The organism is Rhizobacter sp. Root404, assembly GCF_001425865.1.
Classification (GTDB): domain Bacteria; phylum Pseudomonadota; class Gammaproteobacteria; order Burkholderiales; family Burkholderiaceae_C; genus LMDS01.
This window is the reverse complement of sequence record NZ_LMDS01000004.1, coordinates 1,557,634-1,582,701: the sequence shown is the minus strand read 5'-3', so window position 1 is coordinate 1,582,701 and position 25,068 is coordinate 1,557,634. Positions and strand designations below refer to the sequence as shown.

The window sequence follows — 25,068 nt, the reverse complement described above, 5'->3', positions numbered from 1 at the left end:
GGCGCGCTGCGCCCGGCTCGCGTTCGTGCTCGCGCTCGGGGCGAGCGGGGTGTCGCACGCGCAGACGCCGCCGGCCGCGCCGGCATCGGCGGCTTCGGCGCCGGCGCAACTCCAGCGCGTCGAGATCACCTCGACGCGCGCGTCGGACACCGAGGAGCGTCGCCAGTCGACCGCCGCGAAGATCGTGATCGGCCGCGAGGAGATCGAGCGCTACGGCGACAGCAACCTCGGCGATGTGCTCAAGCGCCTGCCGGGCGTGACGATGCAGGGCCGCCCCGGCCGCGGCGGCAACATCCGCATGCGCGGTCTGGGCAACGGCTACACGCAGATCCTGCTCGACGGGCAGCGCATCCCGCCGGGTTTCTCGCTCGATTCGCTCACGCCGGAGCAGATCGAGCGCATCGAGATCCTGCGCGCGCCGACGGCCGAGACCGGCGCGCGCGCGATCGCGGGCACGATCAACATCATCACGCGCGAGGGCTTCAACAAGCACATCAACGACGTGCGGCTGAGCGCCGCGCTCGAGAACGGGCGGCTGCAACCGAGCGTCTCGTGGACGCGCAACGAGCCGGTCGGCCCGTTCATCGTCAACTACTCGCTGAGCGCGTTCTCGACCGACCGCGAGAGCGGCAGCACCTCGACCACCGTCGACCGCAGCCTGCTCGACGACAGTGTCACGCTGGCGCAGCGCGATGTCGGCCGCGTGCGCGAAAAGCGCGCCGGCCTGCACGCGACCGGCCGCCTGCAGTGGCGCGGCGAGCAGGGCATCGACACGGTGACGCTGATGCCGCTGCTGATCCACGGTCGCGGCAGCACGTTGCGCGAGGGCACGCTGACGCAGACGGTGGGCACGCAACCGGTGCCCTACGACACCAGCCGCACCGACGGCGACGGCAGCTTCACGCTGCTGCGCCTGAACGGCCAGTGGAACCACCGGCTCGATGCCGGCGGTCGGGTGGAATGGAAGTTCGGCGCCGGCCAGGGCCGCAGCCTCACGCACAGCCTGCGCGACGAATTCACCGCCGGCGCCCTCAGCCGCACGCTCGACGACCGCGGCGACACCCTGGACCGCAATGCGCTCGTCGCCGGCAAGTTCATCCGCACGCTGGCCGGCGACCACAGCCTCGTCGCCGGGGCCGAGGGCGAGGCCAACCGCCGCCGCGAGACCCGCACCACCAACGACCCGACGCTGCTCGCGAACTTCGGCGACAACGTCAGCGCGGCGTCGACCCGGTTCGCCGCATACGGGCAGGACGAGTGGAACCTGACGCCGCAATGGGCCGTGCATGCGGGGCTGCGCTGGGAAGGCATCACGACCCGCGGCGCCAGCGGCGAGAACGGCAGCGTCGAGCAGACCAACAGCAGCAGTGTCTGGACGCCGCTGTTCCACGCCGTCTGGAAGCCCGAGCCGGAGAGCCGGGACCAGGTGCGTTTCAGCCTGACGCGGAGCTACCGCTCGCCGACGCTGCAGAACCTGATCGGCCGCCCCAGCCTCAATACGCGCTACCCGGCGCCCGGCCCGAACACGCCGACCCAGCCCGACCGCGCCGGCAACCCGGACCTGCGGCCCGAACTCGCGACCGGCGTCGACATCGCGATCGAGCGCTATCTGCCGGGCGGCGGGCTGTTCAGCGCGAACGTGTTCCGGCGTCAGATCCGCAACTACATGCGCAGCCAGACCGCGCTGGAGGATGTCGCGTGGTCGCCAGGCCAGCCGCGCTACGTGTCGCGCCCGCAGAACATCGGCGACGCGGTGACGCAGGGCCTCGAGCTGGAAGCCAGGTTCCGCCTCAGCGAACTGATCGCCGGCGCGCCCCGGCTCGACCTGCGTGCCAACGCCAGCGTGTTCCGCTCGCGTGTCGACGCGGTGCCGGGCCCCGACAACCGACTCGACCAGCAGCCGGGCTACACCGCGAACCTCGGCGCCGACTACCGCGTGCCGGGCTGGCCGCTGACGCTGGGCGGCAACCTGAACTGGACGCCGGCGTACGACACCCGCGTCAGCGAGATCCAGACGGCCTACCAGGGCCGCAAGGTGGTGGTCGACGCGTACGGCGTGTGGGTCTTCAGCCCGACGCTGCAGCTGCGCGTGACCGCCACCAACTTGAACCCGCGCGAGTACCTGACCGGCGGCAGCGTCGACGGGGCCGATCCGTTCACGGGGGTGCCGATCCGCGAGACGACCGTCAATGCGGCGCCGACCTATCTGAACTTGCAGGTGCGGCTCGAGATCAAGCTGTGAGCCAGATTCGGACAGTGTCCGAATGTCAGTCGCGAAACTCGCCACTTTGTCCGAAGTTCGGACAGTTGAGCGACTAGACCCTCTCGACGTTGCATGGTCGTCGCCCGGCAAGTTCAGGGTTAGCACTAAGTCGGTGCGTTGTGGCACAGCGTTTGCGACGAAGGCCCACGCCACGACACTTCGTCAGGAGACAAACCCATGCCGTTCCAGCCCTCGACCCCGCGCCGCGCCGCGCTCGGTGCCCTCTCCGTCGCCGCCGCGCTGGTGGCTTCGCCGCTCGTATTCGCGCAGGCCAAAGAGATCCGCATCGCCCACGTCTACAGCAAGTCCGGCCCGCTCGAGGCCTATGGCAAGCAGACCCAGACCGGCCTGATGATGGGCCTCGACTACGCGACCGGCGGCACGATGACTGTCGCCGGCAAGAAGATCGTCGTGATCGAGAAGGACGACCAGGGCAAGCCGGACGTGGGCAAGAGCCTGCTCGCCACCGCCTACGGCGACGACAAGGCCGACATCGCGGTCGGCCCGAGCTCGTCGGGCGTCGCGCTGGCGCTGCTGCCGGTGGCCGAGGAGTACAAGAAGATCCTGCTGGTCGAGCCGGCCGTGGCCGATTCGATCACCGGCGACAAGTGGAACAAGTACATCTTCCGCACCGGCCGCAACAGCTCGCAGGACGCGATCAGCAACGCCGTGGCGCAGGACAAGGCCGGCACCAGCATCGCGACGCTGGCGCAGGACTATGCGTTCGGCCGCGACGGCGTCAAGGCCTTCAAGGACTCGATCAAGAAGGCCAAGATCGTCCACGAGGAATACCTGCCCGCGAACACCACCGACTTCACTGCCGGTGCGCAGCGCCTGATCGACAAGCTCAAGGACCAGCCCGGCCGCAAAGTGATCTGGATCATCTGGGCCGGCGCCGGCAACCCGTTCAAGATCGCCGACCTCGACCTGAAGCGCTACAACATCGAGATCGCGACCGGCGGCAACATCATGCCGGCGATGGTCTCTTACAAGCAGTTCCCGGGGATGGAAGGCGCGACCTACTACTACTTCGGCATCCCGAAGAACCCGGTCAACGAGTGGCTGGTCGCGAACCACTACAAGACCTACAAGACCCCGCCGGACTTCTTCACCGCGGGCGGCATGAGCGCCGGCATCGCGCTGGTCGAGGCGCTGAAGAAGACCGCCGGTGACACCAACACCGACAAGCTGATCAAGACGATGGAAGGCATGAGCTTCGAATCGCCCAAGGGCAAGATGACCTTCCGCAAGGAAGATCATCAGGCGATGCAGAGCATGTACCACTTCAAGATCAAGGTCGACCCGGCATTCGCGTGGGGCGTGCCGGAGCTGGTGCGCGAGATCAAGCCCGAGGAAATGGACGTTCCCATCCGCAACAAGCGCTGATGCTCGAAACGCGAAACCTGACGATCCGCTTCGGCGGACACGTCGCGGTCGATCACGTCAGCTGTGCCTTCCAACCGGGCACGCTGACGGCGATCGTCGGGCCGAACGGCGCTGGCAAGACGACCTACTTCAACCTGATCTCGGGGCAGCTGCCCGCGAGCGAGGGCGCGGTGCTGCTGGGCGGCGTCGACATCACGAAGGAGGCGGCGTCGGCGCGCACGCACCGCGGCCTCGGCCGCGCGTTCCAGCTGACGCAGCTGTTCCCGAGCCTGTCGGTGCTCGAGAACGTGCGGCTGGCGGTGCAGTCACGCCGCAAGCAGGGGCTGAACCTGTGGTCGGTCTGGCTCGACCAGCGCGCCACGCTCGACCGCGCGATGGAACTCGTCACGCGCGTCAGGCTCGCCGACCGGGCCGACGCCGCCGCCAGCAGCCTGCCGCACGGCGACCAGCGCAAGCTCGAGGTCGCGATGCTGATGGCGCTGGAGCCCAGCGTCTACATGTTCGACGAGCCGACGGCCGGCATGAGCGTCGACGACGTGCCGGTGATCCTCGACCTGATCCGCGCGCTGAAGAAGGAAGCGAACAAGACCATCCTGCTGGTCGAGCACAAGATGGACGTGGTGCGTGAACTGGCCGACCGGATCATCGTGCTGCACAACGGCCAGCTGGTCGCCGATGGCGATCCCGCCGCGGTCATCGCCTCGCCGATCGTGCAGCAGGCCTACCTCGGCATCGCGCCGGAAGCGGAGGCGGCATGAGCCTGCTGACGCTGCAAGGGGTGCACACCCACATCGGCGCGTACCACATCCTGCACGGCGTGGACCTCACGGTGCCGGCGGGTCAGGTCACGATGCTGCTCGGCCGCAATGGTGCCGGCAAGACGACGACGCTGCGCACGATCATGGGCCTGTGGGCCACGTCGCAGGGGGAGGTGCGCTTCGACGACCAACCCATCGGCGGAAAGGCCGGCCAGCGCGCCACGCCGGACATCGCGCAACTCGGCATCGCCTACGTGCCCGAGAACATGGGCATCTTCGGCGACCTGACGGTGCGCGAGAACCTGCTGCTCGCGGCGCGCAAGGCACGCAGCGTCGAGCAGATGGACACGGCGCGTCTGGAGTGGTTGTTCGGCCTGTTCCCGGCATTGAAGAAGTTCTGGCTCTACCCGGCCGGCAAGCTCTCCGGCGGGCAGAAGCAGATGCTCGCGATCGCCCGCGCGATGGTCGAGGAGCAGCGCCTGCTGCTGATCGACGAGCCGAGCAAGGGCCTGGCGCCGGCGATCGTGCAGAACCTGATCGCCGCGCTGCGCGAGCTGAAGAGCACGAAGACGACGGTGCTGCTGGTCGAGCAGAACTTCGCCGTCGCGAAGGCGCTCGGCGACCGCGTCGCGGTGATGGACGACGGCCGCGTCGTGCACGCCGGGCCGATGGCCGAACTCGCCGAAGACGAATCGCTGCAGCAGAAATTCCTCGGGCTCTCGCTCGGCGCACACCAATGAGCACCACGACCCTCGCCACGCCCGCGCAAGCCGCGGCGGCCATTCCGAAGGCCGGCTTCGACTGGATTCCGATCGCGCTGGTCGCCGCGCTGGCGCTGCTCGCGCTGCCGCTGATCGGCTCGCCCAGCACCTGGGTCACGCTGACGGTCGCGGGCCTGGCGATGGGGATGATCATCTTCATCATCGCCTCGGGCCTGACGCTGGTGTTCGGGCTGATGGACGTGCTGAACTTCGGCCACGGCGTGTTCATCGCGCTCGGCGCCTACCTGGCCACCAGCGTGCTCGGCGCGATGAGCGGCTGGACGACCTCGCCCGAACTCTGGCGCAACCTGGTGCCGGTGTTCGCGACGATGGTGGTCGCGATGCTGATCGCCGGCGCGGTCGGCTGGGCCTTCGAGCGCGTGCTGGTGCGGCCGGTCTACGGCCAGCACCTGAAGCAGATCCTGATCACGATGGGCGGCATGATCATCGGCGAGGAGCTGATCAAGGTGATCTGGGGCGCCACGCCGATCCCGATCGAGATGCCCACCGCGCTGCGCGGCGTGATCACGCTGTTCGGCGACGCGGCGGTCGAGAAGTACCGCCTGCTCGCCACGGGAATCGGCGCCGTGGTGCTGCTCGCGATGCTCTACACGCTGAACCGCACCAAGCTCGGCCTGCTGATCCGCGCCGGCGTGCAGGACCGCGAGATGGTCGAGAGCCTGGGCTACCGCATCCGCCGCCTGTTCGTCGGCGTGTTCGTCGCCGGCTCGGCGCTGGCCGGGCTGGGCGGCGCGCTGTGGGGGCTGTACCAGCAGGGCGTCACGCCGCAGATCGGCGCGCATGTGAACGTGCTGATCTTCATCGTCATCATCATTGGCGGGCTGGGCTCGACGATGGGCTGCTTCATCGGCGCGCTGCTCATCGGGCTGATGGCGAACTACACCGGCTTTCTCGCGCCGAAGGTCGCGATGTTCTCGAACATCGGGCTGATGGTGCTGATCCTGCTGTGGCGACCGCAGGGGCTGTACCCCGTCGCCAACCGCTGATCCCAGTCATGTTCAATCGACTCCTCTCCCACGACCTGCCGCGCAACCGCGTGCTGGCGATCCTGCTCGCGGTGATCGTGCTCGGGCTGGCGCTGACGCCGTTCCTGTTCCCCAGCACCAAGGCGCTGAACGTCTCGGCCAAGATCATCGTGTTCATCGTGCTGGTCGCGAGCTTCGATCTGCTGCTCGGCTACACCGGCATCGTCAGCTTCGCGCACACGATGTTCTTCGGCATCGGCGCGTACGGCGTGGCGATCGCCAGCACCGCGCTAGGGGCCACCTGGGGCGCGGTGGCGCTCGGCGTCGGCTGCGCGCTGGTGATCTCGCTGGTGCTGTCGCTGCTGATCGGGCTGTTCAGCCTGCGGGTCAAGGCGATCTTCTTCGCGATGATCACGCTCGCAGTCGCGTCGGCGTTCCTCGGCCTGGCGTCGCAGCTGTCGGAATTCACCGGCGGCGAGGACGGGCTGACCTTCAAGGTGCCCGAGGCGCTGCAGCCCGGCACCGAATACCTCGCCGAGCCGTTCCTCGGCGCGTCGATCGACGGCCGCTTCGTCACCTACTACCTGCTGTTCTTCGCGGCGGTGGCGCTGGTGCTGATGCTGCTGCGCATCGTCAATTCGCCGTTCGGCCGGGTGCTGCAGGCGATCCGAGAGAACGACTTCCGCGCCGAGGCGATCGGTTACCGCACGGTGGTCTACCGCACGCTGGCGTCGGTGCTGTCGGCGCTGTTCGCGACGCTCGCCGGCGTGCTGCTCGCGCTCTGGCTGCGCTACAACGGGCCGGACACGACGCTGTCGTTCGAGATCATGCTCGACGTGCTGTTGATCGTCGTGATCGGCGGCATGGGCACGATCTACGGCGCGGTGATCGGCAGCGCGCTGCTGGTGCTGGCGCAGAACTACCTGCAGGACCTGATGAAGCTCGGTGCGTCCAGCGTCGAAGGGATTCCGATCGTTGCGCAACTGGTTTCGCCGGACCGTTGGCTGCTGTGGCTGGGCATCCTGTTCGTGCTGTCGGTCTACCACTTCCCGAGCGGCGTGGTCGGGCGCTTGCGCGCGATGCGTGGGAGCGTGCGATGAGCTTCACCTCGAACTACATCACTTGCGCGGGCCGTGAGCTGCACTACACCGAGTGGGGCGCGGGGAACGCCGAGACCGTGATCGCGTGGCACGGGCTGGCGCGCACCGGCCGCGACATGGACGACATCGCCGCGCACCTGGCGCGCCGCTACCGCGTGATCTGTCCCGACACGATCGGCCGCGGCCTGAGCCAGTGGAGCCCGACACCGGAGCGCGAGTACTGCCTCGCGTTCTACGACCAGCTGGCGCTCGGCCTGCTCGACGGCCTGGGCCTGGACCGCGTGCACTGGCTCGGCACCTCGATGGGCGGCGCGATCGGCATGCATGCCGCGGCCGGCGTGCTGCGCGGCCGCGTCCGCCGGCTGGTGCTGAACGACAGCGGCCCCGAGGTCGCGGCCGCGGCGATCGAGCGCATCCGCAGCTACGCCGGCAACCCCGCGGCGTTCGCGACCGTGACCGAGCTCGAGGCCTACTTCCGCAGCGTCTACAAGCCCTACGGCGCGATGAGCGACGCGCAGTGGCGCCGCCTGACCGAGACCTCGACGCGGCGCCTGCCCGATGGCCGCGTCACGCCGCACTACGACCCGGCGATGGTGATGCAGTTCACCCACCACGCCGACGACTACGGTCTGTGGGACGAATGGGATTCGCTCGACATCCCGGTGCTGTGCCTGCGCGGCGCCGAGTCCGACCTGCTGCTGCCCGCCACCGTCGAGCAGATGCGCCGGCGCGGGCCGCGCGCGGTCGTCGTCGAGATCGCCGGCTGCGGCCACGCGCCGTCGTTGAACACGCCTGAGCAGTTCGCACTGATCGAGCGGTTCTTCGGCGCGGCCTGAACCGGCTTCCGCGCCGCCGCTGGCGGCGGCAGCGTCCCGCTCAGTTCGGCGACAGGTTCGTCGCCGGCACCGCGACGTAGCCGCTGGTCCGCGGGGGCTGCCAGCGCAGCCGCGCGGTGCTGCCGCCGGTGCGGTCGTAGTACTCCATCCGCACGCTGACCCGCTGGCCGGCCGAAAGTGAGACGGCGCCCGTGGTGTTGGTGGTCAGGCCGTGGTCGGTCCAGTTGTTGACGAGCTGCACGCCGTCGATCCAGAGCCGCACGCCGTCGTCGCTCGCGGTCTGGAAGCTGTACTTGCCGCTGGTCGGCACGATCAGGCTGCCGCTCCAGCGCACCGAGAAGTTGTCGGCGTTGACACCGGCGCCCGGCGAGCCGGTGCCCCAGTCGAAATCGACTGCCTCGGTGCGCGTGAGCACGGCCGCGCCGCCGAGGCTCACGTTGTTGAAGTAGCTCGCTGCCAGCCCGTTGCTCGCGGCGGCCTGGGGCACCAGGGCGCTGGCGGGGATCGCCACCGCGGTGGCGTTGCCCGGCGTGACCCAGCGCAGCTGCATCGTCGCGTCGCCGGTGCGCTCGTAGTACTCGAGCTGGATCGCCACGCGCTGCCCGGCGACCAGGTTGACGCCGGCGCTGGTGTCGGTGGTCGGGCCGTGGTCGGTCCAGTTGTCGATCACCGCGGCGCCGTTGACCCACAGGCGCAGGCCGTCGTCCGACAGCGTCTGGAAGCGGTACGTGCCGGTCGCGGGCACGACGAGCGTGCCGGCCCAGCGCGCCGAGAAGTTGTCCGCCGGGACGCCCGCGCCCGGCGCGGCCGGGCCCCAGGAGAAGTTGACGGCCTCGGTGCGCGTCAGCGCCGGCGTGCCGCTCAGCGTCAGGTTGCCGAAGTAGCTCGCGCGCAGGCCGGTGCCGTTGCCGGCCGCGGGCAGCGCCTCCGGTTCGTCGCCGCCGATCTCGCGCAGGTAGGCGGCGAGGCTGGCGAGGTCGGTGTCGCCGACGGCGATGCCGCCGTGCGCGCGCACCGCGAGTTCGAGCGTCGGCGCCGAGCCGTCGTGCAGGTAGGGGGCGGTCGCCCACACGTCGCGCAGCGTCGGCACGTCGATGCCGGTGAGCGTGCCGCCGAGCCGGCGGCCGCTCGAGGCTTTCAGCGTGCCGATGTTGACCAGCGTGTTCTCGCCACTGCCGCTGAACGCCGCGCCGCTGTGGCAGGCAGCGCAGTTCAACGCCGTGAACACCGCCTTGCCGGCCGTCGCGGTGGCCGACAGCGCGGTCGCGCCGGGCTGCGCCGGCGCTGGCGCGAAGGTGTCGAGCGAATTCAGGTACGCGGCGAGTGCGTCGAGGTCGGCGCTGACACCGGCCTTCTTCGTGCCGAGCGGCTGGCTGCGCGTGCCGGCCGTGAAGTCGGCATCGGTCATCAGGCCGCTGCCGCCGGCCAGGTTGCGGATCTGGCCTTCGAAGTCCTGCACCTCGTCGAAGTTGTTGCTCCAGTGCAGGAAGCCGTGGCCCATGCCGCCGCGCCCGCGCAGCGCGATCGTGTTGCGCAGACCCTCGCCGAAGCCGGTCAGATCCCAGGTGCGGCCGTCGTGGCCGCCGTCGCTGTGGCAGCTCGCGCAGCTCATGTAGCGGTCGCGCGCCAGGCGCGGGTCGCGGGCGTCGTAGAACAGCTGCTTGCCGAGCAGCACCCTGGCCGCGAGCCTGTCGGTGCCGACCGCGTTCAGCGTGGCCAGCGGCGGCAGGTCGTATACGCCTTGTTCGAGCAGCGGTGTGAGGTCGCGCACGCTGACCGTGCGCTCCATGAAGTTGTTGACGTACAGGCGCTTGCCGTCCGGCGCGACCGCCAGGCCCTGCGGCGCGCGACCGACGTCGATGCGGAACAGCTGCTGGCCGCTGAACGCGTTGATCACCGCCACTTCGCGGCTGGTCTCGAGCGCGACGAACAGGTACACGCCGCGCGGGTCGAACACCGCGGCGCTGGCGAGGCTGGCGTTGTCGTGGTCGACGCGTGCGTTCAGGTCTTCGCTGTTGCTCGTCAGCACGATGCGCGAGCTGACCGCGCGCACCGTGCTCTGGAAGTTCAGGCCGGTGCCGTCGCGCAGTGCACCGCGCTTGACGTTGTCCTGCTTGCCCGGCACGTAGGCCTGCGTGCCGTCGGGCGAGATCACCGCGGCGCCGAGGTAGTTCGGGATGCCGCGGCCCTGGTTCTCGGTGTCGGGCTTGTCGCTGTGCTGCAGCACGATCGTGCGCACGACGGCGAACGTGCCGGTCGCGACCTGGACCACCTCGCCGCCGGTCGTCGCGGTCGGCGTGACCGTGGCCGTGCCCTCGCCCGGCAGCGGCGGCGTGATGAAGCGCGAGACGTACACGCTTGCGCCGTCGGCCGTGACCGACAGATGCCGCGCGTTCGGGCCGATCGCGAGGCTGCCGGTCTGCGCGTAGCTTGCGGTGTCGAACTTCAGCAGCTGCCGGCCGGCCTCCAGCGCGACATACGCGGTGGTCGCGTTCGGTGCCATCACGAGGCCGAACGGCTGCGTGCCGCGCGGCAGCGCGATCGTGCGGGTGACCGCGCGCGTCGCCGGGTCGACGATGCTGATCGACGACGCCTGCTTGTTGCTGACCCACAGCAGGCCGTTCGGCGCCTGCGCGATCGCGCGCGGACCGGCGCCCACCGCCACTTCGCCGAGCTTGGCGAGTGTCACGGTGTCGAATGCGCTGACGCTGTCGTTGTCCTGGTTCACGACCCACAGCCGTGGATTTCCGCTGGCCGGCGTCTCGACCAGCAGGTTGGTCGAGGCGCCCGGGCGCCGCGCGGTGGTCGGCAGGTACACGGCCTGCGTGAAGCTGCGCGACTGCAGCGCGCCGCTGTCGTCGGTCACGGTGACGGTGACGGTGTAGGAGCCGCCGGTCGCGAACGCGTGGGTGACGGTCGCGCTGGTCGACCACGCGGTGGTGGCCGTGCCGTCGCCGAAGTTCCACTGGTAGCGCAGGTTCGCGCCGCCGGTCGCGCTGGCGGTGTAGGTCGCGGTGCCGTTGCTGACGATGAAGGCCGGCGCCGCCGGCGCGCCGAGCGTGAGCGGCTGGCTCGCCTGCACCGTCCACACGAAGCTCGCGGTCGCGGTGTTGACGCCATCGGTCGTCGAGACGACGACGTTGTAGCTGCCGACCGCGCTCGCGCTGCCGGTGATGCGGCCGCTGGTCGGGTCCAGCACCAACCCGGGCGGCAGGCCCGCGGCGCCGTAGCTCAGCGCGTCGCCGTTCGGGTCGCTCGCGCTCAGGATCAGGGTGATGGCGTTGCCGACCCGCGTGGTCTGCGCGCCGGGGTTCGAGATCACCGGTGTGATCGACGGGTTCGGGTCGGTGGCGACGCCCAGGCGCACGATCTTCGCGACCGACGGCACGCCTGCGGCATCGAAGACGAACAGCAGGTAGTAACCGGGGGGCGCCTCGGCGGCGCGGGTCGGCGCCTGCACGGTCACCCGGCTGCCGCTGGCCCTGAACGGCAGCTCCAGGAAGCGCTGCTCGAAGTTGAAGCTGTGCGACATCGAGCCGGTCTTGACGAGCGTGACGCGGCTGACGGCGCCCGCGTCGGCCAGCTCGAGCGCGACGGTCTTGCCGATGTCGATCCAGGTCGGTGCACTGGCGATCGACGGCCGCGGGGCACGCACACCGCCGGCCGCGAACAGGTACGGCGGGTAGTAGATCTCGGCGTTCAGGTTGTTCTTGTTCGGGTCGGTGATCGGCGTCGTCTGCGTGGCGCCGCCGCCGCTGACGAGCACGCTGCCGTCGGGCAGCAGGATCGCGTTGGAGTGGTACAGCCGCATCTTCTGCGCGACCGCGCCCTGGCTCCACTGGCCGGTGGCCGGGTCCCAGGTCTCGGCGATGTTGTTGTAGCCGGTCGCCTCGCCGGCGACCGCGCTGCCGCTGGTGGCCAGGACCTTGCCGTCCGGCAGGATCGTCGCGTTGACCCAGGCCCGCGTGCTCGACATCGACTGCGTCGGCGCCACCACCGGCGTGCCGCCGGTGGTGTCGATCGTGTAGGCGCCGTTCGCGTTGCCGCCGAATTGCAGGATGCGCCCGGGCCGGTACATCGCGGTGCTGGAGTACCAGCCGCCGCTGAGCGCGGTGTTGAACTTGCCGGCGAGCGTGAGACTGCCGTTGCCGGCGGGATCGACGTAGTACATCTGGCCGCTGTCGGGCGCGTAGCCGAAGATGCGGCCGTCGGGCGCGACGAAGTTGCGCGGGTAGTACGCGCCGAGCGTGCCGGTGTCGATGCCGCTCATCACGCGGAAGCTGCCGTCCACGCTGCGGATCTCGGGCCGGTCGGCGCCGCCGGTGCCGCCCTGGATATAGGTCTCGCCGTTGACCAGCGTCGTCGCCGACGAGTACCACCGCGCGCGCTGCATGTTGGCGCCGCGCGTGAGCGAACCGCTGGCGCTGTCGAACAGGTTGCTGTTGTTGTTCCCGGTGTTGGTGGTCTGCGTGCCGGTCCAGACGTCGCCGCCGGCGATCAGCACGTTGCCGCTCTGCGGCAGCAGCAGCTGCGAGCTGCAGAACAGGTCGGTGCCGGTGCCGTTCGGCAGCGTCAGGTGACCGGTGTCGGGCGCACCGCTGCTGTCCCAGACGTCCACGTTGGCATGGCCGGTCTGCTGGCCCGAGGTGTCCGAGCCGTAGGTCATCACGCGGCCATCGGGCAGCAGCACCGAGTGCACCGAGATGACCGGCCAGGGAAAGACCGGCGACCACATGCCCTTCAGGTTCGCGTCGCTCGGGATCGCGCCGGGCGGCACGTAGGCCAGCGCCTTCTGCCTCGCACCATCGGCCTGGGCGCCCGAGGTGGGCGAGGGCGCGCTGCCACCGCCACCGCAGGAGACGAGGGTGGACAGCGCGACGAGGGACGCGGCCAGGCGCGCGGCGGCGGCAGAGGGAATCATGGTGCGCGGGGCAGCCTCCGCGGCGGCCGGGTGAGTGACGGGGACCGCGCGACTCTACGAAGCAGCGCTCCTCGCGGCCTACCCCGCAGATGGGTGCGCATCGACGCTCTGTCGCGCCGATGCGTTATCTACCGTGATTAGCTCACGGCGGCGTGCGCCCGGCGCCGCGGCGCATCAGGGGGCATCAGTGGCCGAGCCAGTGGCGCAGCACGCTGCGCAGCTGCTCGAGCTGCACCGGCTTGGTCAGGTGCTCGTCCATGCCGGCCTCGAGGCTGGCCTGGCGGTCCGAGACCATGGCGTGGGCCGTCAACGCGATGATCGGGAACGCGCGCAACTCGCCGCGGGCCTGCAGCGCGCGCAGCCGGCGCGTGGTCTCGAGCCCGTCCATGCCGGGCATCTGGATGTCCATCAGCACCAGGTCCGGCGGCATGCTGCGGCAGCTCAGCATCGCCTCTTCGCCGCTGGCGACGACGGCCGGCTGCAGGCCGAGGGCGGCGACCATTTCGCGCGCGATGATCTGGTTCAACAGGTTGTCCTCGACGACGAGCACGTTCGCCGGCCGATCGCTCGCCGGCGGCGGCGAGGGCTCGACCCCGCCCGCCGGTGGCTTGAGGTCCCGGCGCCGCGTCGCGTGCAGGTCCGCCGGCGTCAGCGGTGCGACGCAGATCCGCATCTCCCAGCGCTCGGTTGCGGCGTACACCGTGCGCAGGTCGAAGTCGGGGCGCAGCAGCAGCGTCACCGGCACTCCGGGGCGCAGGTGCTGGCGCAGCTGCGCGAAGTCGGTGTCCGGCCCGATCGCGTCTTCGGCGATCAGCACGTAGTCGGGCGGGGCCCCGTCGCGGCGGACGAGCGTGTCGATCGCGGCCGGCACGCTGTCGAGCACGCGCGACGTCCCGCCCAGCCGCGCCAGCCGCTGGCTCGCACCGGCCCCGAGTCCGGCGTCGCGCATCAGCACCCAGGAGTGACCCCGACGGGGTGTGGTCGCGGCGAGCGCCCGCAGCGGTTGCTCGGCGTCGGCCGCCAGCTGCAGCTCGACCCGGAATTCGGACCCCAGCCCCGGTCGGCTGCGGACCGAGACCTCGCCGCCCATCAGTCGCGCAAGCACCTGCACGACCGACAAGCCGAGCCCGGAGCCGCCATGGCGGCGATCGCTGCCGGACTCGCCCTGCTCGAACGGCTCGAACACGCGCGCCGCGGTGTCCGCGTCCATGCCGATGCCGGTGTCGCGCACGCGCAGCCGCACCCGGCATTGCTGCGGGTCCGCGTCGGCGTCGACGGCGACGATCAGCAGCACGTGACCGCGCTCCGTGTACTTGATCGCGTTGCCCAGCAGGTTGCTGATCATCTGGCGCACGCGCGCGGCGTCGCCGCGCACCGCGGTGATGTCGCCGATGTAGTCGAAGCCGACGTCCAGCCCCTTGCGGCGCACGCTCGGCATGAAGCTGCGCAGGGTCTCGGCGGCAAGCGTGGCGAGGTCGAACGGCGCGTCGCGCAGCTGCAGCCGGCCGGCCTCGCCGCGTGCGAAGTCCAGCACGTCGTCGAGGAAGCCGAGCAGTGTCTGCCCGGCCTGCTGGGCCAGTTCGAGGTAGCGGCGCTGCTCCGCGTTCAGCGCCAGCGACTGGGCGAGCTGCGTCATGCCCAGCACGCCGTTCAGCGGCGTGCGCAGCTCGTGGCTCATGTGGGCGAGGAAGCTGGCCTTGGTGCGGTTGGCGCGCTCGGCCTCGAGACGCTGACTGTCGGCGAGCTGCAGCGCGGCCTCGAGCCGCTGGGTGCGTTCCAGCACGCGTTGCTCCAGCACCGCCTGCTGGGCCTGCAGGGCCTCGGTGGCGATCACCTGGTCGTGCACGTCGTAGAGCGCGCCGACCAGCCTCGCCGGCTGCCCGTCGGTGTCGGGCCAGACTCGGAAGCGGCCGCGGAACCAGCGGTAGCTGCCGTCCCTGACCTGGATGCGGGCCTGCGCCTCGCCGACGCCGATGCTGCTCTCGGCGATCGCGTACGCATCGCGAACCCGGTCGAGGTCGTCGGGGTGGATCCGGCCGCGCACCGCGTCGATCAGGTTTTCCAGTTCCTCGTCGCGAAACCCGAGCAACGCCTTGTAGCGCGGCGAATACCAGACCTCGCCGGTGCGCAGGTCGCGTTCCCAGATGCCTTCGTTCAGGCTCTCGAACAGGCGCCGGTCGTTTCGCGCCGCCGCATCGAGCACGCCGGCCGCTGCAGGCTGCGGCGGGTCGACGGGGTGGGACACGGGCGGATCGTCACGCATGGCAGGGTGGGGCGACTCGGCGAATCGAGAATGTTAACAAGTGTAGGGTGATCGGGCGGGGTCTTTGTGTCGCGTTCGGGCGCTGCCGAAGGGCCGTCCCTAGAATGTCCGGCTCGCTCAGGAAAGCAGTTCCCCATGAGTTCCGGTCTGATCCGCATCCGCGGTGCGCGCCAGCACAACCTCAAGAACATCGATCTGGACATTCGCACCGGCGAGATGACGGTCGTGACCGGACCGAGCGGTTCGGGCAAGTCGAGCCTGGTGTTCGACACGCTGTATGCCGAGGGGCAGCGCCGCTACGTCGAGACCTTCAGCGCGTACGCGCGCCAGTTCCTCGACCGCATGGACCGGCCGGCGGTCGACCGGGTCGACGGCGTGCCGCCCGCGATCGCGATCGACCAGACCAACCCGGTGCGCAGCTCGCGCTCGACGGTCGGCACGATGACCGAGCTGAACGACCACCTGAAGCTGCTGTTCGCGCGCGCCGCGCAGTTGTTCGACAAGCAGACCGCGCTGCCGGTGCGCCACGATTCCCCCGAGACGATCTACGCCGAGCTGATGCAGCGCACCGCGGTCGGCGATCCGCGCCTGGTCGTCACCTTCCCGGTCGAGCTGCCGGGCGGCACCAGCGCACTCGAGGTCGAGCAGTGGCTCGCCGCGAGCGGTTTCACGCGCGTGCAGGCCGAGCGCGAGGTCGCCTCGCCGACCGGCCCGCGCAAGCTGCTCGACGTGGTCGCCGACCGCTTCCGCCTGCAGGGCACCGAGAAGATCCGTGCGATCGAGGCGATCGAGACCGCGCTGAAGCGCGGCACGGGCCGCGTCAACGTCTATGCGCTCAAGGAAGAAGGCGAGCCCGACCTGTGGCGTTTCTCGACCGGCCTGCACTCGCCCGACAGCGACATCCGCTACGCCGACCCGCAGCCCGCGCTGTTCAGCTTCAACTCGGCCTACGGTGCGTGCGAGACCTGCCGCGGCTTCGGCCGCGTGATCGGCGTCGACTACGGTCTGGTCATTCCCGACCACCGCAAGACCCTGCGCTCGGGCGCGATCAAGACGCTGCAGACGCCGGCCTGGAAGGAGAACCAGGACGACCTGATGCAGTACGCCGGCGAGGCCGGCATCCCGCGCGACACCGCGTGGGCGCAGCTCACCGACGCGCAGCGCCACTGGGTCATCGACGGTTCGCCGAACTGGAACGGCAAGTGGAACAAGCAGTGGTACGGCGTCAAGCGCTTCTTCGAGTACCTCGAGTCGAAGGCCTACAAGATGCACATCCGCGTGCTCTTGTCGAAGTACCGCGCCTACACGCCGTGCGGCACCTGCCACGGCGCGCGCTTGAAGACCGAGTCGCTGCTGTGGCGCCTGGGCACGAAGGACGACGCCGATGCGGTACTCGCGCCGGCGAAGCGCTTCATGCCGGCGGGCGTGAGCTGGTCGCGTGAGCAGCTCGAAGCGCTCCCCGGCCTGACCGTGCACGACCTGATGCTGATTCCGATCGAGCGGCTGCACCGCTTCTTCGACCAGCTGACGCTGCCCAGCACGATGCTCGACGACGCGCTCAAGCTGCTGCAGGACGAGATCCGCACGCGGCTGAAGTACCTGGTCGACGTCGGCATCGGCTACCTGACGCTCGACCGCCAGAGCCGCACCCTCAGCGGCGGCGAGGTGCAGCGCATCAACCTGACGACCGCGCTCGGCACCTCGCTGGTCAACACGATGTTCGTGCTCGACGAGCCCAGCATCGGCCTGCACCCGCGCGACATGAACCGCATCATCGAGGCGATGCACCGGCTGCGCGATGCGGGCAACACGCTGGTCGTCGTCGAGCACGACCCGGCGGTGATGCTCGCAGCCGACCGCCTGATCGACATGGGCCCCGGCCCCGGCGAGCGCGGCGGCAGCATCGTGTTCGACGGCACGCCCGAGGCGATCCGCCACGCCGACACGCAGACCGGCGCCTACCTCGGCGGCCGCAAGCATGTCGGCATGGGCATCAAGCGCCTGATGAGCGAGAAGACGCCGAAGCTGATCCTCGAAGGCGTGCGCGACCACAACCTGAAGAACGTGACGGTCGAGTTCCCGCTGCTGCACCTGGTCTGCGTCACCGGCGTCTCGGGTTCGGGCAAGTCCACGCTGATGCAGGACGTGCTCGCGCCCGCGCTCGCGCGCCACTTCGGCAAGGCCACCGAGACGCCGGGCGAGCACGACCTGCTGCTCGGTGCCGACTGGCTGAGCGACGCGGTGTTCGTCGACCAGTCGCCGATCGGCAAGACCGCGCGCTCCAACCCCGCGAGCTATGTCGGCGCGTTCGACGAGATCCGCAAGCTGTTCGCGCAGGCGCCGCTCGCGCAGCAGCGCGGCTACGGCGCCGGCATGTTCAGCTTCAACGCCGGCGACGGCCGCTGCCCGACCTGCGGCGGCTCGGGCTTCGAGCATGTCGAGATGCAGTTCCTCAGCGACGTGTACCTGCGCTGCCCCGATTGCGACGGCCGCCGCTACCGCGCCGAAATCCTCGACATCAAGATCGACCGGCGCCTGCCGGGCGACCTGATCCGCGAGCTGTCGATCGCCGACGTGCTCGAACTCACGGTCAGCGAAGCCGTGCAACTGTTCCGCGACGACCGCGAGGTGCTGCGCGTGCTGCAGCCGATCGTCGACGTGGGCCTGGAGTACGTGAAGCTCGGCCAGCCGGTGCCCACGCTGTCGGGCGGCGAGGCGCAGCGGCTCAAGCTCGCCGGCTTCCTGGCCGAGAGCTCGCAGTCGCAGACCGCGAGTCGCCAGGCGGTCGCCAAGCGCGGCACGCTGTTCATGTTCGACGAGCCGACGACCGGGCTGCACTTCGACGACATCGCGAAGTTGATGCGCTCGTTCCGCAAGCTGCTTGACGCCGGCCACTCGCTGATCGTGATCGAGCACAACCTCGACGTGATCCGCGCGTCCGACTGGCTGATCGACCTCGGCCCGGAGGGCGGCGACGCCGGCGGCCAGATCGTCTGCACCGGCACGCCGGAAGAGGTGAAGCGGCATCCGAGCTCGCACACCGGCAAGGCGCTCGCCGACTACGACGTGCAGATGGGCCTCGGCGGTCATCAAGTGGAGGAAGGCCGGCCGCTGCAGTACCTGGTCAAGCAGGCGCGCGACGAGCGCAAGGCCAGCGACGAAGTCATCCGCATCGTCAACGCGCGCGAGCACAACCTCAAGTCGCTCCACGTGAGCATCCCGCGCGGCAAGTTCAGCGTCGTCACCGGCGTGTCCGGCTCGGGCAAGAGCACGCTCGCGTTCGACATCCTGTTCAACGAGGGCCAGCGCCGCTACCTCGAATCGCTGAACGCCTATGCGCGCAGCATCGTGCAGCCGGCCGGCCGGCCGGAGGTCGACGCCGTCTACGGCATCCCGCCGACCGTCGCGATCGAGCAGCGCCTGTCGCGCGGCGGGCGCAAGAGCACGGTCGCGACCACCACCGAGGTCTGGCACTTCCTGCGGCTGCTGTACGTGAAGCTCGGCCTCCAGCATTGCGTCAAGGACGGCTCGCCGGTCCGCCCGCAGAGCGCCGAGAGCATCGCGGCGCAGCTGCTGCGCGATCACAAGGGTCAGCATGTCGGGCTGCTCGCGCCGCTGGTCGTCGCGCGCAAGGGCGTGTACACCGACCTGGCCAAGTGGGCCAAGAGCCGCGGCCACACCCACCTTCGCGTCGACGGCGAATTCCTGAAGGTCGACCCCTGGCCGCGGCTGGACCGCTTCAAGGAACACACCCTCGAACTGCCGGTCGGCGACATCGTCGTCGACCCGGCGAACGAGGCGGCGCTGCGCGGCCTGCTCGCCAGCGCGCTCGAACTCGGCAAGGGCGTGATGCACCTGCTCGCGCCGCTCGACGGGCTGGTCGGCGCGATGGCGAACGAGACCTCGACCGCGCGCATCGGCACGGTCAAGGTCTTCTCGACCAAGCGCGCCTGCCCGACCTGCGGCACCAGCTACCCCGAGCTCGACCCGCGCATGTTCAGCTACAACAGCAAGCACGGCTGGTGCACGACCTGTGTCGGCACCGGCTTGCGGCTGACCCGCGAGCAGCGCAAGGCCTACGACGATTCGATCCGCGACGACGACAACAAGGGGCGCGAGCAGTCGTTCCCGTCCGAGGAGCAGGAGGTCGAGGGCGTCGTTGACGAGCCGTGCCCCGATTGCGCCGGCACGCGTCTGAATCCGGCGTCGCGCCTCGTCACCTTCGAGCGCGAGCCGATCACGACGATCGGTTCCTGGTCGGTCGCCGATGCGCGCCTCTGGGTCGAGGCGTTGCAGCTGGCCGGGCGCGACGCGGAGATCGCGCGCGACGTGGTCAGCGAGATCAAGAGCCGGCTCGAGTTCCTCGAGGAAGTCGGCCTCGGCTACCTGACGCTCGACCGCGCCGCGCCCACGCTGAGCGGCGGCGAGGCGCAGCGCATCCGCCTGGCCGCGCAGCTCGGCAGCAACCTGCAGGGCGTGTGCTACGTGCTCGACGAGCCGACGATCGGCCTGCACCCGCGCGACAACCAGGTGCTGCTGAACGCGCTGCAGACCTTGAGCGACAAGGGCAACACGCTGGTCGTCGTCGAGCACGACGAGGACACGATCCGCCGCGCCGACCACATCATCGACATCGGCCCCGGCGCCGGCAAGCGCGGCGGCAATCTGGTCGCCGAAGGCAGCGCGAGCGAGATCAGCAGCCACCCCGACTCGGTGACCGGCCGCTTCCTCGCGAACCCGCTGATCCACCCGCTGCAGGCGCGCAGGTTCATCGAGCCGGTGACGGCCGCGACGGTGCGCAAGGAGAGCGAGGCCAACCGCCTGCTGACGATCAAGGGCGCGACGCTGCACAACCTGCAGGACGTGACCGTCGACCTGCCGCTGAAGCGCCTGGTCGCCGTCACCGGCGTCAGCGGCTCGGGCAAGTCCACGCTCGCGCGCGACGTGCTGCTCGCGAACCTGCAGTTCATCAACAGCAAGGGCGGCAAGCCCAACTGGCAGGGCTGCGCGGGCATCGACGGCTGGGGCTACATCGACCGCGTGCTCGAGGTCGACCAGACGCCGATCGGCAAGACGCCGCGCTCCTGCCCGGCCACCTACATCGGCTTCTGGGACACGATCCGCAAGCTCTTCGCCGACACGCTCGAAGCGCGCGCCCGCGGCTACGCGCCGGCGCGCTTCTCGTTCAACACCGGCGAAGGCCGCTGCCCCGGCTGCGAAGGCCAGGGCATGAAGACGATCGAGATGAGCTTCCTGCCCGACGTGAAGGTGCCGTGCGACGTGTGCCACGGCGCGCGCTTCAACGCCGAGACACTGGCGGTCAGCTGGCGCGGCAAGAGCATCGGCGACGTGCTGACGATGGAGGTCGACGAGGCCGTCGAGTTCTTCGCCAGCATGCCCAACATCTCGCACCCGCTGCAGCTGCTGAAGGACGTGGGCCTGGGCTATCTCACGCTCGGCCAGCCGTCACCCACGCTCAGCGGCGGCGAGGCGCAGCGCATCAAGCTTGTCACCGAACTGAGCAAGGTGCGCGACGACCTGACCCGCCGCGGCAACAAGGCGCCGCACACGCTCTACGTGCTCGACGAGCCGACGGTGGGCCTGCACATGGCCGACGTGGAGCGCCTGATCCGCGTGCTGCACCGGCTCGTCGACGGCGGCCACAGCGTCGTCGTCATCGAGCACGACCTCGACGTGATCGCCGAAGCCGACTGGGTCATCGACCTCGGGCCCGAGGGCGGCGTGAAGGGCGGTGCGGTGGTCGGCGAGAGCACGCCGGATGCGCTGGTCGCGAATCCGCGCAGCCACACCGGGACCGCGTTGCGGCCGGTGCTGGCGAGGGGGTGAGGAAATTGACGATGCGCGAGAAGAGCTGCCGATGCGCCTTGTCGGTGTCGCCACCGAAGTTCGGGTCGCGGTTCGCGGCGAACGCGGCGTCGATCGCCGCCCAGTCTTCAGGGAGCAGGTGGCGCTGCGCCGCCGGCAGGATCACGCCTTCTTCCCGGCCCAGGTGATCCCACAGGAAGGCGGCGTAGCGTGCGACTCCTTCGTCGAGCGCGCGCGTCGCGCTCGGCCGGTCTGCGGCGCTGGCCGTGGCCAGGGCCTCGACTTGCCGCGCCAGCGCCGCGACGAGCTGCTCGTCGCGTTCGTGCTGGCGCTCCAGCTCGTCGAGCTCGGCGTTGCAGCTCGTCGTGCGTTCGCGCAGCCGCCGGAACAGGTGCTCCCCTTCGGCGGGGTGGTGCAGCGTCATCGGAGAGTTCTGCACGTAGCGCACGATGGCGCGCATCAGCTCGACATCGGGCGCGCTGCCCGCCTCGCGCGCGGTAGCCAGCGCATGCATCCAGGCGTGCATGACGGCGGCCACTGATCGGCGCTCGTCGCGGATGATGGCGATCGCCCGCGCCGGCGCCTTGGGCTCGCCGGTGGACGACACTAGCACCGGCAGGCCGGCCGTCATCAGCACCGTCAGCGTCTCCGACGCGAAAGCCATGCCCAGCTTGTCTCGCCCGCCCTGCGAGGCCATGAAGATGAGGTCGCAGCCGCCGGCGCGTGCCGCCTCGGCGATGGCCTGCGCCGGCTTGTCGCTCACCGCGTGGCGCGATTCGCAGGGCACGCCCAGCGCTCGCGCAGCCGCCTCGGCCTTGGTCAGCAGCTCCCTGGCCTTGCCGAGGTGCTGGTACTCGTACTCATCGCGCGCGGTCGGGCGCAGCACCTCGGCGGCGCCGCGCAGCGAGGCGGCCGCATCGGCGACGGCGTGGAAGAACGTGATGCGCGCCCCCAGCGGGCGAGCCAGCGCGACGGCGTTGCCGACCACCTCGACCGACAGGTCGGTGTCGTCGACAGGAACGAGCAGATGGTGGTACACGGCGACTTCCTGTGGGATCAATCACCCGATGCTAGGCAATGGAGTGCGTGGGAACCCTCCTCGTCGCGGGGGGCAAGCACCGACGTTCGCGCCCGGCGGCGGCCGTTACCATCGCCACCGGAAATGCCGGCTGCGTGCGCGGATTCGCCGCGGCGGCATCGACAACCTCGAACAACGTGGCCACTCCCACACCCCGCACGCCCGCTGGCTTTCCGGACGACCTGCTGTTGAAGGTCACGCCACCGCGTGTGCCGCGCCACCAGCTCACTCGGCCCCGCCTGCAAGCCGACCACGATCGCCTGAGCGACCACCCGCTCATCCTCGTGCAGGCGCCCGGCGGCTATGGCAAGACCTCGTTGCTGGCGCAGTGGCGGCGCGAGCACCTGGCCCAGGGGCAGGTCGTGGCCTGGTTGACGGCGCAGCCGCACGACGACGTCCAGCGCTTCGTGCAGGGACTGTCGCTGGCCGTCCGGACGGGAGCCGGCCGCCCGACCTTCGGCCACACGCTGCTGGAGGCCGCCACGCCGGCCGGCCTCGAGGCGGTGACGATCTGGCTGGCCGATGTGGCGCAATCGGCCCTGGACATCGTGCTGATCGTCGACGAGGCCGATCGCCTGCCCGAGACGACGCGCGATGCGCTGGCCTACCTGCTGCGCAATGCGCCGTCCAACCTGCGCGCCGTGGTCGCCGCGCGCGCCGACTGCCAGCTCGGGCTCGACGACCTCATCAGCTACGGCATGGCCACCGTCGTCGGCGCGCAGCAACTGCGCTTCCATCTCGACGAGACGATCGAACTGGTGCGCGCGCGTTTCGGCAACCGCGTCGATCGCGACGCCGCCGCGCGGCTGCACGAGCTCGCCGAGGGCTGGCCGTTGGGCCTGCAACTCGCGCTGTCGGTGATGGCGGCCGGCAGCGATCCGCAGACCGAGATCGCGGCGATGGCGGCGCAGGGCAGCGCGGTACGCGACCCGTTGCGCGAGCAGTTCGTCAACCTGCTGCTGGCCAACCTGGACCCCGCCGATGTCTCGTTCCTGACGCGCATCTCCATCCTCGACCTGCTCCACCCGGCGCTGTGCCAGGCCGTCACGCAGGCGGCGGACGCCGGCGAGCGCCTGGCCCGGCTGGCGCGCGACACGCCCGTCCTGGCCGCCGGCGAGGCCAGCGATTGGCTGCGCATGCACGCGCTGGCGCGCGACCAGCTGCGGGGCCGCTTCGCGCTGCTGCCGGCCGACGAGCAGGCGGCGCTGCACGCGCGCGCCGCCGAGGGCCTGGCCGCGCAGGGCCTGATCGATGCGGCCGCACTGCACGCGCTGGCCGCCGGCCAGCGCGAGACCGCCTACGACCTGGCCGAGCGCAGCCTGTACGAATCACTGATGGCCCGCGGGCACCAGGGCACGGTGCTGGAGTGGCTGAGCCGCCTGCCGGCCGCGGAAGTCGATCGCCGGCCGCGCCTGCTGCTGGCGGTGGCCTGGTCGCTGGCCTTGAGCGAGCGGCACGAGCAGGCCAGTCACTTCATCGAGCGCCTCCTCGCGCAGCCGGACGCCGGCGACGCGCTGCGCTGCGAATGCGCGCTGATCCAGAGCGGCGCGGCGGTCTACGCCGACGACCCCGATCGCTTCGCGGCGCTGCACGATCCGTGGGCGCACGACCCGCCCCTGACCGATCCGCTGCTGCTGCAGGTGCATGCCAACCGCTCGGCGTTTCGCACGCTGCTGGAAGGCGAACCCGCGCTCGCACGTCTGCGCCAGCAGCAGGCGCCGCGGGCCGGCGAGGGGCGGGCCCAGGGCTACCTCGGCCGCTGGGGCGACTGCATCGTCGGTCTGTCGTACCTGTGGGAGGGCCAGGTGCTGCTGGCCGAGAAGCTGCTGCGCCCGACGCTGGCGCGCGCCGAGGGTGACCTGGGCCGGCGCAACCCCTTCACCTGCATGCTGGCCGCCGTGCTCGCCGCGGCGTGCTGGGAGCGCAACCGCCCCGACGAGGCCGGCGCACTGCTGGCCAACCGGCTCGACGTGCTGGAACGCAGCGCACTGCCCGAGGCGGTGCTGCTCGGCTACCGCACGATGGCCCGCATCTCGGCCGCCGAGGGTGCCGAGCACCGCGCGCTCGAACTGCTGGGCGCGTTGGACGCCGTCGGCGGGGCGCGCCGGCTGCCGCGCCTGGGAATCGCCAGCCTGGCCGAGCAGGTGCGCCTGCACGCACGTCGCTTCCGGCCCGAGACCTGCCGAGAGTTGTGTGCGCAGATCGACGCGCGGCTCGCCGATCCCGCCGCGCCGCAAGGGCGGCTGTGGCAACGCAACGCGATGCTGCTGCGCGAGGTCGCACTCGCCTACGCCGCCATAGCGATGCAGGACTGGCGCCAGGCGGCCGACACGCTGGCGCGCGCCGACGCGATGGCGCAGGGCGTCAAGCTCGTCCGCTTGCACATCGAGCTGCTGGCCCTGCGCGCCTGGGTGCTGGACCGCTGCGGCGAGAAGTCACAGGCGCTGCTGCGCGAGGCGGCCGATCTGGCCACCACCTACGGGTTGTTGCGCGTGTTCGACGACGCGCACCCGGCATTGGGCGACTGGGTGCGCCAGGCCTTGCCCGGAGCGTCGTATCCATCGGGCCGCGCACCGGCCGGTCCGGGTCCGCTGGCCGCGCCGCTGCGCGCGCCCGTGCAGGCCGCGGCGCAGGACCGTGCCGTCCGCAGCACGGTGCTCACGCCGAAGGAGCGTGAGGTGCTCGAGTTGGCCGCGCGCAACCTGTCCAACAAGGAAATCGGGCTGGCCATGCAGGTCGGTGAACAGACGATCAAGTGGCACATGAAGAACCTCTTCGCGAAGCTGGACGCCGGCACGCGCAAGCAGGTCGTGCAGCGCGCGCGCATCCTGGGGCTGCTCGAGACCGAGCGCTGAGGCCGGTCCAGCGCGAGCAAGGGCTCGGCGCATCC

General features: G+C 70.5%; 11 protein-coding genes and 1 pseudogene. 9 read left to right on the top strand and 3 right to left on the bottom strand.

The features are described from left to right. The first annotated feature begins 25 nt into the window (after window positions 1-25). The 7 genes from ASC76_RS11610 (at window position 26) to ASC76_RS11580 (ending at window position 8,090) form a co-directional block, all read left to right on the top strand. Entirely contained in the window at window positions 26-2,242 is a 2,217-nt protein-coding gene (locus ASC76_RS11610) for a TonB-dependent siderophore receptor (protein WP_162247116.1), read from the top strand. A 198-nt stretch (window positions 2,243-2,440) separates the two neighbouring features. Next, window positions 2,441-3,649, top strand: a complete 1,209-nt coding sequence (locus tag ASC76_RS11605; protein WP_056465632.1) for a substrate-binding domain-containing protein — start codon at window positions 2,441-2,443, stop codon at window positions 3,647-3,649. Further along, on the top strand, window positions 3,649-4,407 hold the full coding sequence (locus ASC76_RS11600) for an ABC transporter ATP-binding protein (protein WP_056465630.1): 759 nt from the start codon (window positions 3,649-3,651) through the stop codon (window positions 4,405-4,407). Before ASC76_RS11605 ends, ASC76_RS11600 begins: the two co-directional genes overlap by 1 nt. Continuing rightward, entirely contained in the window at window positions 4,404-5,147 is a 744-nt protein-coding gene (locus ASC76_RS11595; protein WP_056465628.1) for an ABC transporter ATP-binding protein, read from the top strand. The genes ASC76_RS11600 and ASC76_RS11595 overlap by 4 nt, the downstream gene beginning before the upstream one ends. Then, complete coding sequence (locus ASC76_RS11590; protein ID WP_056465626.1) at window positions 5,144-6,175, top strand: branched-chain amino acid ABC transporter permease; 1,032 nt, start codon at window positions 5,144-5,146, stop codon at window positions 6,173-6,175. The genes ASC76_RS11595 and ASC76_RS11590 overlap by 4 nt, the downstream gene beginning before the upstream one ends. An 8-nt stretch (window positions 6,176-6,183) precedes the next feature. Further along, on the top strand, window positions 6,184-7,254 hold the full coding sequence (locus ASC76_RS11585) for a branched-chain amino acid ABC transporter permease (protein ID WP_056465624.1): 1,071 nt from the start codon (window positions 6,184-6,186) through the stop codon (window positions 7,252-7,254). Beyond that, window positions 7,251-8,090 carry an alpha/beta fold hydrolase gene (locus tag ASC76_RS11580; protein ID WP_056465622.1) on the top strand — a complete coding sequence of 280 codons (840 nt, stop codon included), beginning with the start codon at window positions 7,251-7,253 and terminating at the stop codon, window positions 8,088-8,090. Before ASC76_RS11585 ends, ASC76_RS11580 begins: the two co-directional genes overlap by 4 nt. Window positions 8,091-8,130: 40 nt before the next feature. Here the strand turns inward: ASC76_RS11580 and ASC76_RS11575 are convergent, their stop codons facing one another. Both ASC76_RS11575 and ASC76_RS11570 read right to left on the bottom strand, forming a co-directional pair. Further along, complete coding sequence (locus ASC76_RS11575; protein WP_056465620.1) at window positions 8,131-13,011, bottom strand: PA14 domain-containing protein; 4,881 nt, start codon at window positions 13,009-13,011, stop codon at window positions 8,131-8,133. Window positions 13,012-13,195: 184 nt separating this feature from the next. Continuing rightward, a complete protein-coding gene (locus ASC76_RS11570; protein WP_162247115.1) occupies window positions 13,196-15,256 on the bottom strand; it encodes a PAS domain-containing hybrid sensor histidine kinase/response regulator in 2,061 nt (686 codons plus the stop codon). Between the two features lie 153 nt (window positions 15,257-15,409). Between ASC76_RS11570 and uvrA the strand changes: the two genes are divergently transcribed. Next, on the top strand, window positions 15,410-21,121 hold the full coding sequence (uvrA, locus tag ASC76_RS11565; RefSeq protein WP_056465616.1) for an excinuclease ABC subunit UvrA: 5,712 nt from the start codon (window positions 15,410-15,412) through the stop codon (window positions 21,119-21,121). A 139-nt stretch (window positions 21,122-21,260) separates the two neighbouring features. On the opposite strand, the pseudogene ASC76_RS24705 reads toward uvrA, so the two are convergent. Next, a pseudogene (locus tag ASC76_RS24705) lies at window positions 21,261-22,139 on the bottom strand (universal stress protein); the annotation flags it as partial. A gap of 176 nt (window positions 22,140-22,315) precedes the next feature. On the opposite strand from ASC76_RS24705, the gene ASC76_RS11560 reads away from it, so the two are divergent. Next, on the top strand, window positions 22,316-25,033 hold the full coding sequence (locus ASC76_RS11560) for a LuxR C-terminal-related transcriptional regulator (RefSeq protein WP_235580419.1): 2,718 nt from the start codon (window positions 22,316-22,318) through the stop codon (window positions 25,031-25,033). Window positions 25,034-25,068 lie beyond the last annotated feature (35 nt).